This window comes from Gramella jeungdoensis (assembly GCF_023805255.1).
Lineage (GTDB): Bacteria > Bacteroidota > Bacteroidia > Flavobacteriales > Flavobacteriaceae > Christiangramia > Christiangramia jeungdoensis.
The window spans coordinates 783249-801700 of record NZ_JAMSCK010000001.1; the positions used below are offsets into that span (position 1 = coordinate 783249).

The window sequence follows — 18452 nt, forward strand, 5'->3', positions numbered from 1 at the left end:
TCAAGCTTATGGACCGGAATTCAGAAAAAAACCAGTTTAGAGGGATTATTCCTCCAATGATAACCCCACTCCTCAATGAGGATGAACTTGATTTCGAGGGGCTGGGCAAGTTGATAAATCATATTGTAGTAGGAGGAGTTCATGGTATTTTTATTTTAGGTACAACCGGAGAGTCTACCAGTTTACCTTATCCTATAAGACATCGCCTCGTTGAAGAAACCTGTAATCTGGTAAAGAAGAGAGTTCCGATCCTTGTAGGGATTACCGATACCGCAGTTTCCGAAAGTTTAAAACTAGCCCAAACTGCAAAATATTCTGGAGCTTCTGCCCTTGTAGCGGCTCCTCCTTATTATTTCAATCTTGGACAACCTGAGCTCATCGAATATTATGAGTATCTGGCAGACAGACTTCCATTACCGTTATTCCTTTATAATATGCCTTCTCATACTAAGATCAATATTGAGCCGGAGACGGTAAAGAAACTTTCAGAACATGAGAATATCATTGGTCTAAAAGATAGTTCGGGGAATACAGCGTATTTCAATAAGCTTCTTTTCCATATGAAAGATGATCCGGGTTTTTCTCTTTTTGTTGGACCGGAAGAAATTATGGCTGAGACTGTTCTGCTTGGCGGGCACGGAGGTGTAAACGGTGGGGCTAATATGTTTCCTGAATTATATGTAAAGCTTTATGATGCGGCGGTAACTGGGGATATTAAAAAAGTAAGGGAACTCCACGCTCTAGTAATGAATATATCAGCTGGTCTTTATTCTTTAGGAAAATTTGGTTCCAGTTATTTAAAAGGCTTGAAGTGTGCTTTGCATCTTTTGGGAATTTGTAACGACTACATGTCTTCCCCTTTAAATAAATTTAGAAAAGAGGAGAAAAGCAGACTGGTTGTTAATCTTGAGGAAATACAAAAGAAACTCCAGGCAAGTAAAATTCTGACACAGAACAAAAAGAAAGACCAGTAGATGGATTTGCCAGTAATTGACCTTCTAGTATTTATAATTTATCTGGCAGCTATTCTATTCTTCGGGATTTCTTTTTATTTCAAAAAAGGAAGAACCACAGATGATTATATGGTAGGGGGGCAGAAGTTACCTTCCTGGGCCATAGGAATGTCAATTTTCGCCACATTTGTAAGCAGTATAAGTTTTCTGGCTCTGCCGGGAAAAGCCTATTTAAGTAACTGGAACAGTTTTGTATTTAGCCTCTCGATTCCCTTCGCAGCTCTCGTCGCAGTTAAATTCTTTGTGCCTCTTTATAGAAGTATTCAAAGCCAGTCTGCTTATTATTATCTGGAAGAGCGCTTTGGCTCCTGGGCAAGAAATTATGCGTCTATATGCTATTTACTTACCCAGCTTGCCAGAATGGGAACCATCCTCTATCTGCTTGCTTTACCAACCAATGCGTTACTGGGCTGGGATATCAGCAGTATCATCATTTTTACAGGAGTATTTGTAATCATCTATGCGGCCATGGGAGGTATTGAAGCCGTTATATGGACCGATGCCATTCAGGGAATAGTTCTTATTTCGGGTGCCCTGGCATGTCTTGTGATTATTTTGATATCCATGCCCGACGGTCCCGGCCAGATAATTGAAGTGGGGCAGGAATTCGATAAATTCAGTCTGGGGAGTTTTGGAGCCGACCTGACTCGGGAAACTTTCTGGGTGATCTTTATTTACGGACTCTTTATCAACCTTCAGAATTTCGGGATAGATCAGAATTATGTGCAGCGTTACATGAGTGCACGAACCGAAAAAGAAGCCAAGAAATCTACCTGGATGGGAAGTCTTCTCTATATTCCGGTTTCTTTACTATTCTTCATGATCGGGACGGCTCTTTTTGCCTATTATTATGTTCAGCCTGGTCTGTTGCCGGAAAATTTACAGGACATCACCGAAGCGGACAGGATTTTCCCTTATTTTATAGTTACAGAATTGCCAAAGGGGATCACCGGTTTACTCATCGCCTCGATCTTTGCTGCCGGGATGAGTACGATATCTACCAGTATTAACAGCTCCTCTACGGTGATTCTGACCGATTTCTTTAAGACATACTCTAAAAGAAAAGTTTCAAGTAAGACAGAATTCAGGGTACTGGCCACCGCCGGAGTCATTATGGGAGTTTTAAGTATTCTCGTTTCTCTGGCAATGACCTCGGTAAAGAGTGCACTGGATGCATGGTGGGCACTTTCTTCAGTCTTCAGCGGAGGAGTACTCGGTCTTTTCTTACTGGGTTTCTTTTCCAGAAAAATAAAACAAATCGAAGCGGGGATAGCGGTCATTATAGGAATACTGGTGATCGCCTGGATGAGCATGACGCCGGTTTTTCTCACTTCAGATGAATGGATCAGTTTCAGGAATCCGCTTCACACGAATCTTACAATAGTCATAGGGACAACGGTGATCTTTTTGACGGGTTTCCTGCTTCACCTGTTGTCTCGTGGAAAAAATAAAGCACTAAATTAAAATACACTATTATGAATGCCAGGTTACTTTCTCAGGATATTAAACCAAATACTTCAAAGGCAGTGATCGGGGTTTTTGCACCCTGTGACCCGAGGATTGATGAACAAAGCAGAGAGCGATGTAAAAATTTGGTGAAACATGTAGCTGAATCTTTATCAGGAAAAATAAAGTTTCCGGATGCTTCCAGTGCAGAAGTAGTATATTCAGACGTGCTGGTGGATCTAGAACCCCAGGCCGATCTTGTTGCGAAGCAGTTTTTGGAGGCGGGTGTGAACATACTGGTTTGTATTCCGGATACCTGGTCTTTTCCGCAGCTTACAACAATTTCGCTGCTTTCTCATTTTCCGAAGGATATCCCGATCAATTTCACAACTGGTAATAGTGCAACACGTCCGGGCGTTGTATACACCCATGCCACAAACGGAGCTATTGCTCAATACGGGAAATTATCCCATATCAATATCGGGAAATGGCCTGAAACAGGCCAGCATCCTGAAATGAGCGACGATACCTTAGAGTCTTTGGTAGACTGGTGTTATGCCGCTGCTACTTTTCAGGGATTAAAAGGAAAGCGTGTAGTGGTTTTCGGGCATGATTCCATGGGGATGGAAACTGCTTTACCCCATGTAATGGAAACCAGGAATAATTTTGGAATAGAGATCACCAGGCTGGATATGAAACTCCTGGCCGATATGCTTCAAAAGGAATCCTATGATAAAGAAGAGCTTCAGAGATTAAAGACCTGGCTATTTTCACATGCCAGAGAACGTATTGAGCTTCCTGAAGAGAAAGATGAACAATTACTTGAGAAGAGTCTGGCCCTCTATCTAATCGTTCGGGATCTTATGAAAGAGATCGATGCGGTAGGCGGCGGTTTTATGAGTCAGCTTGAGTGGGGATCAGATGCCCGCGGAATTCAGCTGCCAGTGGCAGATATCATGGAATCTTTATTCAATTCAACTTTTGATCATAATGGAGAGAAAGAAGTGATCCCATTTGCTACCGAAGCCGATGTACAGGGTTTATTAACCCAGCTTTTTATGACCTGGCTGTCTGGTGGAAATCCGCCTTTATTCATGGATTTCAGAAAAGCATATGGCTCTGAAGATGCTAAAGAACTTGCTAAAAAGCATAACTATGAGTCTAAGAAAGGTGAAAAATGGACAGAAAAAGGTTTTGTGGACGGTGTGAATTCAGGCTCGGCATCCTTTAACTGGGCAGCTAAGCCTGAAGCTTCAGAAAAGGATATAATGAGTAAAATAAGCTTTCCAAAGGCAGTGGATTATTTTTTCTATTTAGGGAATTCTGTGCATTTCGTTTCACCCGGAGAAATTAAAGGAATTGCAGCAAGGCTTTCCTATTCATCCTTAAGTGGGATGTTTTCCATGCTTTGGGATGAAACCGAAACCGTGGAATTGCCCGAGGATATTGCTAAAGAGGTCTGTGCAGGAGCAAACCCAACCTGGCCACATACTTTTGTGGTTCCAAGATATGCTTCCATGCTGGAATATAAACAATATGCTCCGGCTAATCATTTTCATATGACATGGGACCTCAATCCTGCACGTTTGCAATACTGGATGGATTTCACTAATACCCTCTCATTAACACCATGGCAGGAAAGACCTCGGTTTATCGAGAGCAAGGACAGGCCGCTTCCTTTGGTATATATATTAAACGGGGGAGAGGAAAGAACGAAGATTAAACTGGCGGGCAGGTAAGTCTCGATTAATGAAATAAGGATATGAAATATCAAATTAAGTTAATACTGATCGCTGTTTTAATGACCGGCCTTTTTTCATGTGGAAATTCTGAAAAGAAAGACAGGGAAATTGCCAGTACTGAAAAATCTTATTATCCCCTGGACAGTCTTGTGACTAAAGATCAGGTGGGAGCTGAAAATCTTCCTGATGAAATCGCTCCGGTAGAAGCTCCTTTCGATATGCCGGAATTCAAAAAACCGGTTTTTCCTGATTTAACTGTCAATATCATTGATAAGGGAGCCAGGGAAAATCAGAAGGTTACTGAAATAATTCAGTCGGCAATTGATGAGGTTAGTCAAAAAGCTGGTGGTAAAGTAATCATCCCTCAAGGTAAATGGAGAACCGGTAGGATTTCCTTAAAGAGCAATGTAAATCTACACCTTGAAGAAGGTGCAGAACTATATTTTAGCGGGGAGCTGGAGGATTATCGCCCTGCTGTTTTTACCCGCCACGAAGGGGTGGAGGTGATGTCCCTTGGTGCCTGTATCTATGCCTATGAACAGGATAATATAGCCGTCACAGGTAAGGGAACCATATATGGTCCCGAAGAAGGTCCGGTTAAGGATCAGATGATGACCGAAGATGTTACCGAAAAGTTTGTACCTGTAGAAAAACCCGTGGAAGAAAGAGTGTATGAAGGTTTTGACGGAGAGTCGATCTTTCTACCTATGCTTATTTCTCCTACAAAATCAACAAATGTCTATATAGAGGGCGTAACCCTGGAAAGAACTGCTTTCTGGAATATAGTCCCGGTTTATTGTGACGGCGTTATTATTCGGGGAGTCACGGTAAATTCGGTTGGTATTCCACGAGGTGATGGGATAGATATTGAGTCCAGTAGAAATGTGCTCATAGAGTATTCTACACTAAATAACGGTGATGACTGTTTTACGATGAAAGCAGGTAGAGGGGAAGATGGTATTCGTGTAAATAAACCTACAGAAAATGTAGTGGTAAGATACTGTCTGGCAAAAGAGGGACATGGTGCTATAACCGTTGGAAGTGAGACTGCAGGAAAGATCAGGAATCTTTATATCCATGATTGTGTTTTTGATAATACAGGCGTTGGTATACGTTTCAAAACCAGGAGGCCAAGAGGCGGGGGAGGTGAAAAATTTTACTACAAACGCCTTAGAATGAACCTTCGTGGAACGGCCTTTAAATGGGATATGCTCGGGCAGCCTATGTATGTAGGGGATCTCGCAAAAAGAAAACCTGCGCGTGAGATCAATGAACTCACACCAAACTTCAAAGATGTTTTTATTGAAGATATCCTGGTGGAAAAAGCAGAAACTTTCTTTAAAGTCTATGGTATCCCTGAATCGCCCCTGGAAAATGTCCAGATGAAGAATGTTATCGTAGAAAATAGCGAAGCCTTATTTGTGGCTAATGATGCAATGGATCTTACTTTTAGGCATATTAAGGTTACCAGTCAGGATTCATTGATGAAATTCCTGGATAGCAGGAACATACTTTTTAAAGATGCTGAATTCAATGTCCCTGGAGATTCTCTCATTCTTCAAAAAGAAGGAGATCTGACGAAAAACATTCGATTTATGAATGCAAATACTAACTGAATTATTATCGACACTATATGTCCTTTTTTGCAATAAACTGACAAATGATCACTTATAAATCCAAAATTCTGATTCTGCTTTTACCGATTATCACCTGTTTTTCGGTGTCAGGCCAGGAAACCGAAGTAAAATACCTTTCCGGAACCGGAACAGATGATACTGTGGTATGGGATTTTATGGTTACCGAAGGTCGGAATTCAGGTGAATGGACCAGCATACCGGTGCCCTCAAATTGGGAACAGTTTGGTTTTGGAATCTATAATTATGGGCATGCTGAAGATAAGGATCGTGGTAAGGAAGAAGGATTTTATAAATATGAATTTACAGTACCTGCCCACTGGAAGGACAAACATATAGAGATCGTATTTGAAGGCTCGATGACCGATACAGAAGTAAAGATAAATGGAAGATCTGCCGGACCCGTCCACCAGGGTGCTTTTTACCGTTTTAAACATGATATTTCCGATTTACTTAAATATGATGATACCAATTTACTGGAAGTTAGGGTGGCCAAACATTCGGAGAATGAATCGGTAAATAAAGCCGAACGCCATGCTGATTTCTGGGTTTTCGGCGGAATTTTCCGTCCGGTATATCTCCAGGCTAAACCCGTTCAGCATATCGAAAGAGTGGCTATAGATGCTGAAGCCAACGGTAGTTTTAATGCTGAAGTATATTTTGAAGGCGTGAAGGCAGGAACTAAAGTCCTTGCCCAGGTCATGGATCTTGAAAATAATTCGATTGGTGAAGCTTTTTCAGCCGAAATTAAAAAAGGCAGTGAAAAAGTGAGGCTGCAGTCTCAGCTTGAGAATATAGAAACCTGGAATCCGGAAGACCCCAATTTGTATAATGTGAAATTTGAACTTATTTCTAAGGGAAAAGCGATTCATGAAATGACAGAGCGCTTTGGTTTTAGAACAGTGGAATTGCGTGAACGGGATGGTATTTATGTAAATGGAACTAAAATAAAATTCAAAGGTGTAAATCGCCACACTTTTTGGCCAACAACAGGTCGTGCTTCCAGTAAGCAAAGGAGTATTGAAGATGTGAAACTTATCAAAGATATGAATATGAACGCCGTTCGTATGTCTCATTATCCACCGGACACCCATTTTCTTGACGTAGCCGATTCACTTGGACTTTTTGTACTTGACGAACTGGCTGGCTGGCATGATGCCTATGATACGGAAATTGGCAGTAATCTGGTAAAGGCGATGGTTACCCGGGATGTGAATCATCCTTCCATAGTTTTTTGGGACAATGGAAACGAAGGAGGTCATAACACCGATTTAGATACACTTTTTCAGAAGTATGATATTCAGAATCGGCGTACGGTCCACCCCTGGCAATCATTTAACGGAATGGCCAACCAGCATTACCGCCCATATAACTATGGTGTAGGGACCTTCTGGAATGGTCATAAAGTAGTGTTTCCTACCGAATTTTTACATGGAATGTATGACGGTGGTGCAGGAGCCGGTCTGAATGATTTTTGGGAGATGATCTGGGATAAACCCAGGGCTGCTGGAGGTTTTATCTGGGTCTTCGCCGATGAAGGAGTGAAACGAACAGATAATGGAAAGATAGATACTTATAATGGATCGGCAGCCGATGGTATTCTTGGACCTTTCCATGAAAAAGAAGGCAGTTACTTTGCAATTAAAGAGATCTGGTCTCCCGTGCAATTTCAGGATGTTGATATTAGTGCCCATTTTGATAAAACCCTGAAGGTTGAAAACCGTTATTTCTATACGAATCTGAATGAACTTTCTTTTAGCTGGAAACTGGCTGAAATGCCGGCACCCGATGAAGATTCTGAGGGTAATGCGATTACCGGTAGCGCAGCTTCGCCCGATGTTGAACCAGGGCATATCGGCGAATTAAAACTTGACCTGCCTGATGACTGGCATCAGTATGACGTACTTTATGTGACGGCTACAGATAATAATGGTCAGGAGCTTTATACTACCAACTGGCCAATTTCACTGCCTGAAGATGTGGTGGAACAGCTAAAGGAAAAAGATAGGGCCGGTAATGTTACTATGACCGAAACCGAAGACAGGTTTATTATAAATGCTAACGAAATTGAATACCAGATTGGTAAAAATGATGGTCTTCTCAAAAAAGTTGAAAATTCAAATGGAGAAATTCCTTTTAATAATGGTCCTCATCTTAGTGCGGGAAAGGTGATTTTCAAATCGCTTAAAACAAAAAGGGATGGAGAGACGATTTCTCTTATCAGTTCTTTTGAAGAGGAATCCAGGATGAAAGAGTTCACCTGGACGTTCTATCCATCGGGTTGGGCAAAACTTGAAATATTCTATAAACCCGAGGAGTATGATGTCGATTTCGATTATATGGGAGTTGATTTTTCATATCCTGAAGAGCTCGTAAAAGGAGTGAAATGGTTAGGGAATGGACCATACAGGGTTTGGAAGAACAGGATGCAGGGTGTTGAACTGGGTGTTCATCAAAAGGACTATAATAATACTATAACCGGTGTTTCTCCCCTGGTTTATCCTGAATTCAAGGGATATCATGCAAATCTATACTGGGCCAGGATCCAGTCTGAGGAGCAATCGTTTTTAGTAGCAACCTCTACTGAGGATGTATTTCTGAGGCTTTATACCCCGGAGTATCCTCAAGATGTATATGAAGAGCGTACTTCTCCGGCATTCCCTGATCAGGATATTTCCTTTATGCAGGCAATTCCGCCAATTGGAAGTAAAACCAATCAGCCGGAAAGACTCGGCCCCTCAGGCAGAAAAAATATATTTTTCGATTACGGAACCTTCGATGACTGGCGCATTAGGAGCAAGCAGATGACCTTATTTTTCAACTTTTCGGCCGATCAATAAGGATCTGATTTATTATCAGATCTTTTTCATTTCTGAATTATTTACGGGTTTTCATCCTGTAAGTACAGGATAGACTACTTCTTGTATTTATCTATAATTGGTAATTAAATGAACTAATGATCGCTTGAATTGTCAGCGAAAAATTCCAGCTTAACTATGTCAGCTAAACCATTATTAAAAATCTTCTTTTCTTTTTTCCTGCTAATTGGCTTTACAGTTAATGCCGCAGAACTATGGGTTTCTCCTGGCGGGAAAGATTCAAATCCGGGAACAAAAGAAGCTCCTTTTGCCACTGTATCCATGGCTTTGAGGAAAGCCTGTGAATTAAGACGTCTTCAGAAAATTGAAAAAGATGAGGGCATAGAGATCATAGTTAAAGAAGGAACTTACAGGCTTTATGAACCTATCCTGATAAGGCCTGAAGATTCCGGGACTCCCGATTCTCCAACTATTATAAGATCGGCAGGATCTATCAAACCGGTGATTTCAGGAGGACTAAAACTTGGTGAATGGGGAAAGAATACCAGTAAGGTGGCGGGTATTCCCGATATAATATCAAAAAAGCTCTGGGTGACCGATGTTCCCCGGGAAAGTGGAAATCCTGTATTCTTCCGTCAGATGTGGGTAGATGATGAAAAAGCCAAAAGAGCCTCTAATCTCGGAGAACAGGAATTAAGCAGAATTCTCTCGGTAGATGGTGAAAAGGAAATCATGTGGATACCCACCCCGGAATGGGATTTTCAGAATCCCGATGGTCTTGAGTTCGTGATCCATCAATGGTGGGCCATAGCAAATTTACGCGTAAGATCCATGGAAAAGCATGGTGACAGTACTGCAGTGAAATTTTATCACCCGGAGAGTAAAATTGAATTCGAGCATCCCTGGCCCGCACCTTTTATTGATTCAGAAAATGAGTACAATGGAAATTCGGCATTCTACCTCATGGGAGCTCCGGAGTTGCTTGATAATCCCGGGGAATGGTATCTAGATAAAAGAAATGGTAAGATATATTACTGGCCACAGGAGGATAAAGACCCTAATGATTCAGATATCATAATTCCGGTTCTGGAATCTCTGGTTAAAGTACAGGGGAATTTAGATCATAAAGTTTCGCAAATTCAGTTTGATAATATCAGTTTTAAGCATACTACATGGATGAGGCCTTCCAGGGAAGGTCACGTTCCTTTACAGGCGGGCTGGTCTATCGTGGACGCCTATAAGTTGAAGGAACCAGGCACCCCCGATAAGGAAAGTCTGGAAAACCAGGCATGGATAGAAAGACAGCCGGCGGCTGTCGAAGTTTACAATGCTTCAGGAATACGCTTTGAGAATTGTGAATTCAGGCATCTTGCCGCAACCGGTCTTGATCTTGTTACCGGGGTATCTGAAAGTAAAATTATCGGAAATGTTTTTAAAGATATTGGTGGAACGGCTATCCAGGCAGGCTTTTTTGGAAGCCCCGATTTTGAAGCACACTTGCCGTACAGACCTGAAGATGAACGTGAGATCGTTCATCACCTCGAAATAGCCAATAACTACATTTCGAACGTCACAAATGAAGACTGGGGAACGGTTGGAATCAGTGCAGGTGTGGTACACGATGTGAATATTCATCATAATGAGGTGCATGATATAAATTATAGCGGGATCTGCGTGGGCTGGAGCTGGACAAAAACCATTACTATCGCCAGAAATAACCGCATCCATGCGAACAGGATCCATCATTTTGCCAAGCAGATGTATGATGTTGGAGGAATCTATACCCTTTCGGCCCAGCCGAATACCGAGATAAGCGAGAATGCTATCTACGATCTTGTAGATGCCCCTTATGCCCATATGCCACATCACCATCAGTATATCTATTATGATGAAGGCTCTTCATATATAAGAGCAGTGAATAACTGGACAGAACGTGATAAGTTCTTTTCTAATAGCCCCGGCCCCGGGAATAAATGGGAAAATAATGGTCCCGATGTTTCTGAGGAAATCAAAAAGAAGGCAGGGCTTCAGCCGGAATTTCAAAACATTAAGAATAACTGATCTTTAAATGGAACAGAAGAAATTAAAACTTGGTATACTTGGACTTGGAGAAGGTAGAAGCACGATTTCAGCTGCTTTATCGAGCCCGAAAGTGGAATTGGTTAAAATGTGTGATCTCAATATTGAGGTTTGTAAGCATCGGGCCAAGGAATTCGATTTTCATGAATATACCACTAAGTATAAAGATTTGCTTACAGATGATTCAATAGAAGCAATCGCGATCTATACCCCAGATCATCTCCATGCCAACCATATCAAAATGGCTTTAAAGCATGATAAGCACGTGGTATGTACCAAACCTTTGATAGATGATCTGAAAGATGCCACAGAACTCATAGAACTACAGAAAAAAACCGGAAAAAAACTCTTTGTAGGACAAAGCAGTCGGTTTTTTGAACCGATGAAACGCCAGCGAAAGGATTTTGAAGCAGGGCTTATTGGCGATCTGGTTACCGTAGAATCCTATTATAACGCCGATCACCGGTGGTTCCTGGAAAAACCCTGGGCTCTGGAAGATTCTTTTAAATGGCTTTATGGCGGTTTGAGCCATCCCGTTGATTTTATCAGATGGTATTTGCCTAATATCGAAGAGGTAATGGGGTATGGAATGCTTAGTGAGAATGGTAAAAAAGGAGGTTTGAAAAACCCTGATACCATGCAATTCATTTATAAAGCTGATGACGGAAGAATAGCAAGGGTTTCAGGAGCTTATTCGGGACCTGTGCAGCCGGTGCAAAGAGATAGTGAAATGAGCTGTATTCTTAGAGGGAACCTGGGATGTAGCCAGGGCGATTATATGGATTTGCGCTATGCCATAACCGATAAGGATGGAGAGGAAAGACAGGTAACTTGGGAACATAAGCTTAAACACTTCTTCAGGTTCGAAGGTAAAAGTCACCATGCAGGTGAATATGAGAATTACCTCAATTATTTCGCCGATAGCATAAGAGAAAGTTTTACCGCCTATCCCAATATTATTGAGGGAATAGGAACTATTGTTCTTCTCAAAGCAATGGAAAGATCGCTTGCTTCAGGTAAACCGGAAAGAACCGGCGATATTATAAAAGAATACGAATTGGAATCTTACCTAAATTAAAATCTGCTAACTACCTATGGAAATTCATGAACTACTAAGTACGGTCGATTTTGTGGTCGTAGGTGTGTATGTGTTGATTTTAGTAGGTATAGGCTACTGGGCCAGTTTCAGGAATAAAAAAGAAGCAGGAGAAAACCTTTTTCTTGCAGGTAACTCCTTAAACTGGACAAGCATTGGTTTTACGATGTGGGGTACCAACGTGGGCCCATCCATGCTCATTGCTTCTGCCAGCATTGGCTATACTACCGGTATCGTTGCCGGTAATTTCGCATGGTACGCCTTTATTTTCATCTTCCTTTTAGCCGTTGTATTCGCACCGAGATATATGGGAGCAAGGGTGCAAACCCTGCCGGAATTCATGGGGAAGCGCTTTGGTGATTCCACCCGGAATATCCTTGCCTGGTATACTATAGTAACGGTGCTTATAAGCTGGTTGTCACTAACCCTATTCGCAGGAGGAATCCTTATTCAGCAGATTTTGGGCATTCCTATGTGGCTTTCGGTGATCGTTCTGATAATAATATCATCTTTCTTTACTATTGCGGGGGGATTGAAAGCAATAGCCTATACTAACGTTTTTCAGATGATCCTGCTTATCGTTGTTTCCCTGGCGCTTACCATTACCGGAATTTATAAAATTGGTGGAATAGACACTCTTATCGCTGAAACCCCATCCGAATACTGGAATCTTTTTCTTCCGGCTGACGATCCTAACTATCCGTGGATGGCTATAATCCTGGGTTATCCAATTATGGGGGTTTGGTTCTGGTGTACAGATCAGTCCATGGTGCAGTCGGTCCTGGGGGCAAAGAATATCAAACAGGGTCAGCTAGGAGCTAATTTTACGGGCTGGCTTAAGATACTCGATGTACCCTTGTTCATCCTCCCCGGAGTGATATGCTTTATCTTGTATCCGGATCTTCAGAATCCCGATGAAGCCTATATGACCATGGTTACCAGAATGTTTCCCGTAGGAATGACCGGGCTGGTAATGGCTGTGCTGATAGCCGCCCTGGTGAGTACTATAGATTCGGCCCTGAACGCTCTGAGTACGGTGTTTACCATGGATATTTATGTGAAAAAATTCAAGCCTGAGGCCACGAAAAGGGATGAGATAAGAACCGGAAGAATCGTAACCGCCTTGGGGGCAGTACTTGCTATTTTTGTAACGCTGGCTATAAATAGTATAAAGGGTTTAAATCTGTTCGATGTTTTCCAGTCTATTCTGGGTTTCATTGCTCCTCCGATGTCGGTAGTATTTCTTTTTGGTGTGATGTGGAAAAAAACGACCACAAGAGCGGTAAATATTATTTTGATCTTTGGCACCTTGTTGAGTTTAGGTATCGGAGTTCTTTACCTTTGGGTTTTTCCCAGCGCTACGAATGACTTCTGGCCTCATTTCTTGTTATTATCATTCTATATTTTCTTACTGCTCTCCGTTCTTACAGTCATTTTATCGCTAACAGACAGGTCTAAGGATAAGTTTGTAAGTACGCTTGATTATGGAGAACTTCCAAAACTGAAAAGATCGGCCTGGCTTATTTGGGCGGCACTCATCATAGTAATGATTGGGTTGTATATATTCTTTAACGGTAATTAAAATGAATGGAATTCGGCTTTTCGGAGGGATATGTAATTTTAAAAACTTCCAATTGAGAACTATTGCTGCTTGTTTCTTCTTAATCTTAATTTCAATAGGAATGCAGGCGCAGGTTCAAATTATCAGTGATGGGGATTCTCCCAGAGTAAAATTCGGAACGGGCAAGCTTCAGGAAGCTATCACCGCCGAAGGAATTAAGACTGAAATACTTCAGAGTATTCCAACAGATGTAGAACAACGCAGGATCTCTATTAGTATTCAGGGATCCGATTGGTTTAAGGAAAATATTGCACCTCAAGTGCGAAAGAAAGTGCCTGAAAAAAAGGAAGCTTTCAGGATTTATTCTGCCGATAATGATATTTATGCGGTAGGCTATGATTCCTCCGGAGCTCTCTATGCTGCATTAGAACTTGCCGAAAGAGTTAAGGAAAACAAGAAGTTGCCTGATACCATTGATTTTACCGATCAACCAGAAATGGTATTGCGTGGTACCGCAATCGGAATGCAAAAAACCACTCTTCTACCTGGAAGAGGTGTGTATGAATATCCATATACTCCTGAAAATTTCCCCTGGTTTTACGATAAGGAGCTTTGGATCGATTATCTCGATATGTTGGTGGAAAACAGGTTCAATTCCCTTTACCTCTGGAATGGGCATCCCTTCGCCTCCTTGATAAAACTGAAGGATTATCCGTATGCCCTGGAAGTTGACGAAGAAACTTTCAAAAAAAACGAGGAAATGTTCGAATTTTTAACTACCGAGGCTAACAAGCGCGGGATCTGGGTGATTCAAATGTTCTACAACATCATAGTTTCCAAACCTTTTGCAGAACATCATAATATAGTAACCCAGGACAGGGGAAGAGAGATAACACCACTGTTGGAAGATTACAACCGGAAATCTATCGCTGCATTTATTGAGAAATACCCGAACGTGGGTTTGCTCGTAGCACTGGGTGAAGCGATGAGCGGCATAAAGAACGATATCAACTGGTTTACAAATACGGTGATTCCCGGTGTAAAAGACGGGCTTAAAGAGCTTGAACGTACAGATGAACCTCCAATCATTCTCAGAGCACACGATACAGATGCGCCAAAGGTGATAGAAGCAGCTTTCCCTTTATATAAGAACCTTTACACGATGCATAAGTATAACGGAGAGTCCCTGACCACCTATGAACCACGAGGACCATGGACGAAAATTCATCAGGATCTCAGTAGCCTGGCTTCCATTCATATTTCAAACGTGCATGTTTTGGCCAATTTGGAACCTTTCCGTTATGGTTCCCCTGATTTTATTCAGAAAAGTGTTCAGGCAATGCACAACATTCATGGAGCGAATGCATTGCATCTGTATCCGCAGGTGGCTTATTGGGATTGGCCTTATACTCCTGATAAAACTGAAAAGCGATTACTGGAAATGGAGCGGGACTGGATATGGTATAATGCCTGGGGACGCTATGCCTGGGATGATGAAAGGGACAGGCAGGAGGAGATCGATTTTTGGAGTGATGAACTGTCAGAGAAGTACGGTGGGAGCCGTAAGGTGGGCCGATCTATTTTAAAAGCCTATGAAGAAGCTGGTGAAATTGCACCCAAGACATTACGGCGCTTTGGGATCACAGAGGGAAACCGGCAAACCTTACTTTTAGGCATGTTTATGAGTCAGCTGGTAAATCCTTATAAGTGGAGAGTGTATCCCGGCTTCTATGAATCTACTGGGCCAAAAGGGGAGATCCTGATAGATTATGCCAGAAAAGAATGGAACAATGAACCTCATTCCGGGGAAACCCCGCCGCAAATTATCAGTGAAATTACCAGGCACGGCGAGGAAGCGGTAAATGCGATAGATAAGGCGGCTGAAGGAGTCAGTGAAAATATAGCAGAATTTAAACGGCTGCAGAATGATATGCAGGCGTACAACGCTTTTGCGAAATTCTTTTCTGAAAAGGTGAAAGCAGCGCAATTAGTGCTCGAATATGACCATTCCGGCAACCTGGAAACTTTAAAAGAAGCCGCAAAGCACCTGGACAAAAGCCTTAAACATTACCGAACGCTGGTGGATCTTACTAAAGATCATTATTTATATGCCAATAGCATGCAAACCAGCATGAGGAGAATTCCGATTGGTGGGAATGAAGGCAGGTATAAGACCTGGCAAGAAATGCTCCCTCTTTTTGTGGAGGAATATGAAAATTTAAGAAGGAATATTTATAAACTTCAGCAAGCTGGTTCCGGTAACATAAAGCAGAAAAAAATTGAAGCCTGGCAACCGGCAGAAATAGAATTGCTTTCAGAGAAGGAGAGATATCCAGTGGAAATCGGTACTCTGGTCTATGATAGAATGAGCGCCCAGATCATTGATCTTGCTCCTGAATTAAATAGGCTTACCGGCGTTAAATTCCAGGAACAGGAACAGGTGGAAAATGGAACGGTCCTGAAATTCAGGAATAGTAAACCCGTAAAAGTGATTACCGGTTATTTCGATAGCGAAGATCCTGATAACCTGGTTGCCCCAACCCTGGAGACCAATGCTGCCGGAAATATCCGGGGGCAGGCCGATATTACCCTCGCAAATGCCCTGAAACTGGATGATGCTCCAAAGATCAATATCCATACTTACAGATTTGAACCTGGACAACATCAGCTCAAATTAGGCAAAGGGCGCGTGCTGATTCTTGGATTCATCAAGGCAGATCAGAAGATTCAAAGCCGCGATGTCGGGGTGAAAGGAAAAAGGGCGATAGACTGGTTGTTTGAATGACCGGCACAGGAAGGTACAGGATAAGACATCAGTGATTTTTTAGGATTTTTAGACTTTAACTCATTTCTTGATGCGAGATTCTCTAAAAAAAATAAGACTTCACAAATTACTTGTCGGGTTCATAGCACTTCTTTTATTTATTCCCTTTTCTGTTGAAGCCCAGACTTCAAAAGCAAATGAATCAGCCACCTGGATCTGGTATCCCGGAGATTTTGAAATCTGGCTTAGCAATAAAATGCAGGTGCGGCGTACGGAACGTGAGGCTGTGTTTCCACCTCTTTGGCGTTATTACAGTCCTTATCCACTCGTAACTTTTCAAACCGAAGTAGATATTCCGGAGCAGGATGAGGTGGATATTCACACAGAAGGCCCTTTTCAATTGCTTGTGGATGGTAAGCAAATCTATGGCCAGCCTGAAACGGTCACTATCGAACCGGGAAAACATAAGATTTCCCTGAAGGTTTACAATCAGGAATTTTTGCCGGCTATTTATATCGATGGCACTTATATTAACTCTGATGAATCCTGGATAGTTACAAATGAAGATAAACTCTGGATAGATGAAGAGGGGAATGCCCAGCAATCAGGAACGCCCTGGAAACCTGTAGGCTCCTGGAAATTTCATTCTCCTGAAGATAAGCCTTCCGAATTTAGATTGAAAACTGAACCCTGGGCTGCGGAAAGTACTGAGCCTGTAGGCGAGGGTGAACTGGTGGACTTTGGCAAAGAAACCTTTGGCTATATTCGAGTTCACGGCCTGGAAGGCGAAGGGCAGCTTTCGCTGTATTACGGGGAATCCCGGGAGGAGGCCCTGGATTCAGCCCGCTGTGAAACATTGGATTATATTCAATTCGATGGGAGTCAGCCTTCTACTTATACTCATGACGAATCGAAAGCTTACCGCTATGTACAGGTACAGACCGATCCCACGATAAAATATGATTCTATTTCCATGCTTTATGAATATTTGCCTTTGGATTACCGGGGTGAATTCAACTCTTCTGATGAGCTGCTGAATGAGATCTGGGATGTGTCTGCTTACACCATGCATCTAACGACCCGGGAATTCTTCATCGATGGGATCAAACGGGATCGGTGGATCTGGTCTGGCGACGCCTATCAGAGTTACCTGATGAACTATTACTTATTCTTCGATGAGGCATCAGTAGAACGCACTCTTCTGGCACTTCGGGGAAAAGAGCCCGTAACGGCACATATCAATACCATTATGGACTATTCGCTGTACTGGTTTGGGGGTATCTACGATTACTACCTCTACACCGGAGATACCACCTTCATTAAAAAGTTTTATCCGCGTATTAAGAGTCTGATGGAATTTGTTCTAGGCAGGCGTAACGAAGCGGGTTTTCTGGAACCACTAGAAGGAGACTGGGTGTTTATAGACTGGGCCGATGGTCTTCCTAAGACCGGTGAAGTGAGTTTTGAACAAATGCTGCTCGCGCGCAGTCTGGAAGCTATGGCAGTGAGTGCTGAAATCGCCGGTGAAACCAAAGATCAGAAAAAGTATGAGGAGCTGGCAACCGAATTGAAAAGCAAGTTATTCGATGTCTTCTGGGATGAGGAGGAACAGGTGATGCAGCACCAGCGAATTGACGGGGAGATGCAGGATATTGTGACACGCTATGCGAATATGTTCGGTATCTTCTTTAACTATTTTGATGAAGAGAAGAAGCAAAGCGTAAAGGAAAATGTGCTTCTGAATGATGATATTTTGCAGATCACCACGCCTTATATGCGTTTTTACGAACTAGAAGCTCTTTGTGCAATGGGAGAGCAGGAATATGTACTTGAAGAAATCCGGGATTACTGGGGCGGAATGCTGGAGTTGGGAGCTACTTCATTCTGGGAGAAATATGATCCCTCCGAAGAAGGAGCAGATCAGCTTGCCATGTACGGCAGGCCTTATGGAAAAAGCCTTTGCCATGCCTGGGGAGCGAGCCCTGTTTATCTCTTCGGAAGATATTATCTGGGTGTGCAGCCAACAGCTCCCGGATATGCAGAATATGAAATTCGTCCCAATTTAGGTGGCCTCAAATGGATGGAGGGTAAAGTTCCAACGCCAAATGGGGATATTGAAGTTTACATCGATCAGAAGGAGATAAAGCTTACCGGAGTGAAGGGAGAAGGAAAACTGATTTTCAAAAGTAAATCCAAGCCTCGCAGTTCCGCGAAAATTAAAAGTCTTGGAGAGAACGAATATGAGATGAATATTGAACCGGGAAAGGAATACAGGGTTTCTTACAGGGTTCTGTAACC

10 protein-coding genes are annotated in these 18452 nt (G+C 42.4%); all 10 read left to right on the forward strand.

The window, feature by feature from the left end; translation table 11 throughout:
* The first annotated feature begins 8 nt into the window (after positions 1 to 8).
* The 10 genes from NE848_RS03610 to NE848_RS03655 all read left to right on the forward strand — a co-directional run bounded on the left by NE848_RS03610 (position 9) and on the right by NE848_RS03655 (position 18450).
* Positions 9 to 974, forward strand: coding sequence for a dihydrodipicolinate synthase family protein (locus NE848_RS03610; RefSeq protein WP_252110843.1), 966 nt, complete (start codon positions 9 to 11; stop codon positions 972 to 974).
* Positions 975 to 2477, forward strand: a complete 1503-nt coding sequence (locus NE848_RS03615; protein WP_252110844.1) for a sodium:solute symporter family protein — start codon at positions 975 to 977, stop codon at positions 2475 to 2477.
* An 11-nt stretch (positions 2478 to 2488) separates the two neighbouring features.
* Positions 2489 to 4198, forward strand: coding sequence for a hypothetical protein (locus NE848_RS03620; RefSeq protein WP_252110845.1), 1710 nt, complete (start codon positions 2489 to 2491; stop codon positions 4196 to 4198).
* A 23-nt stretch (positions 4199 to 4221) separates the two neighbouring features.
* Positions 4222 to 5817: a glycoside hydrolase family 28 protein gene (locus NE848_RS03625; RefSeq protein ID WP_252110846.1), complete on the forward strand. Its 1596-nt coding sequence runs from the start codon at positions 4222 to 4224 to the stop codon at positions 5815 to 5817.
* Between the two features lie 44 nt (positions 5818 to 5861).
* Positions 5862 to 8675, forward strand: coding sequence for a glycoside hydrolase family 2 TIM barrel-domain containing protein (locus NE848_RS03630; protein ID WP_252110847.1), 2814 nt, complete (start codon positions 5862 to 5864; stop codon positions 8673 to 8675).
* A gap of 156 nt (positions 8676 to 8831) precedes the next feature.
* On the forward strand, positions 8832 to 10715 hold the full coding sequence (locus NE848_RS03635) for a right-handed parallel beta-helix repeat-containing protein (RefSeq protein ID WP_252110848.1): 1884 nt from the start codon (positions 8832 to 8834) through the stop codon (positions 10713 to 10715).
* A gap of 7 nt (positions 10716 to 10722) precedes the next feature.
* The gene (locus NE848_RS03640; RefSeq protein ID WP_252110849.1) at positions 10723 to 11811 is read left to right on the forward strand and encodes a Gfo/Idh/MocA family protein; all 1089 of its coding nucleotides are present in this window, start codon (positions 10723 to 10725) and stop codon (positions 11809 to 11811) included.
* Positions 11812 to 11827: 16 nt separating this feature from the next.
* Positions 11828 to 13411, forward strand: coding sequence for a sodium:solute symporter (locus NE848_RS03645; RefSeq protein ID WP_252110850.1), 1584 nt, complete (start codon positions 11828 to 11830; stop codon positions 13409 to 13411).
* A gap of 100 nt (positions 13412 to 13511) precedes the next feature.
* Complete coding sequence (locus NE848_RS03650) at positions 13512 to 16175, forward strand: alpha-d-galacturonidase (protein WP_252110851.1); 2664 nt, start codon at positions 13512 to 13514, stop codon at positions 16173 to 16175.
* Positions 16176 to 16245: 70 nt separating this feature from the next.
* Positions 16246 to 18450, forward strand: coding sequence for an alpha-L-rhamnosidase-related protein (locus NE848_RS03655; RefSeq protein ID WP_252110852.1), 2205 nt, complete (start codon positions 16246 to 16248; stop codon positions 18448 to 18450).
* The last annotated feature ends 2 nt before the right edge of the window (positions 18451 to 18452 follow it).